The 1334-nt window shown below is 53.6% G+C and carries 1 protein-coding gene; it reads left to right on the top strand.

Annotated elements, in window-relative coordinates:
• Nucleotides 1–1322: YfjI family protein (locus KDK13_RS07345; RefSeq protein ID WP_257284323.1), on the top strand; the 1322-nt coding region annotated here is incomplete at its 5' end.
• Between the last annotated feature and the right edge of the window lie 12 nt (nucleotides 1323–1334).

The raw sequence follows: 1334 nt of genomic DNA on the forward strand, positions 1-1334 counted from the left end.
TAAATTTCTGTACCCGCAACAGTGAGGCCGTGCCGGTGGCGGTGGGCGCTTACGTGCTGGCATGGTTTTCGGCATTGGTGGGGCCGCTGCGCTATCTGCAACTGGGTGCCGAACAACGGCGGTTGAATATTTACTATCTGTTGAATGGCCCGACTGGCCAGGGCAAGGGTACCAGTGAATACCCACCCAAAGCCCTGTTCAAAAGGGTGGAAGAGGTGCTGCAGCAACGGTTCTACCAAGCGTGGCAGCGTGGTGACACCGAAGGGATTGTAGAGTATCCATCGCTGGATGTGCATGAAGGCGGTCTGTCGTCTGGCGAAGGACTGGCCATGGCCAAGACCGACCGGTACAAACCATCCGGCAAAAGCGAAGAAGAGATCGAGATAGCTGACAAGCGGTTTCTGATCATCGAAAGCGAATTCGGCAACATCCTTAACATGGCCGAACGACAGGGGAACACCCTGTCCCATGTCTTGAGAAACGGCTTCGATTTCAAGACGGTCCAGCCGCTGACCAAACGGGACAAGGTCTGCGTGACCGACCCGTATTTTGTCCTGGTCGGCAGCATCACCCCCACCGAACTGAGCCAGCATCGACAAACGGCGGTAATGTCCGGCAATGGCATGCTCAACCGCATGCTGATGCTCTGGACCTGTTCGGATCGCTGCTGTGCCTGGCCAGAACCGCTGGATGAGTCGATGCTTTCGCAACTGGCCGAACGAATAGCTCATGCCGTACTGGTTGCACGAAACCACAGCTTTGAGACTCATTTCAAGCGCCAGTATCAACTGGCCAGAAAGGTTCGATTTACCACTGCCGCACATCATCACTGGTATGGTATCTATCAGCATCTGAAAAACTTACCGGACTGCGAGTCGGTCCGAATGCTCTGCCAGAGACACCGGTTGCATGTGCTGATCATTGCCAGCTTGCTGGCACTGCTGGATGGCAGGGAAACCGTCGATATACCGGATCTGGATGCTGCACTGCTGTGGTCTGACTTTTCCAGGCAGTCGGTGCTGTACACCCATCGCTATTTTAATGAGCAACAGCATTATGTAAGGGCCAGGCAAATCGCGCTGGGCATTCTTCAGGCAGCTACTAAACATGGTAAGCAATGCACCATGACCGACATCAGCCAGTGGTTTGGCCGCCGGATACCGAAAGAACAAATTCAACAAGGCATGAGTTACTGCCTTCATCACATACCACCGTTAATCAAGCTGGTTACGGTCAAAACCGGTAAACGCGGCAGACCTGCGGAAAAGGTAATGTTGACGGCATCGGGCCAAAGTTATCTGCTTTCAGAGTCACAGCTATAACATCTCTAACTG

The organism is Endozoicomonas sp. SESOKO1 (genome assembly GCF_024606265.1).
Lineage (GTDB): Bacteria > Pseudomonadota > Gammaproteobacteria > Pseudomonadales > Endozoicomonadaceae > Endozoicomonas.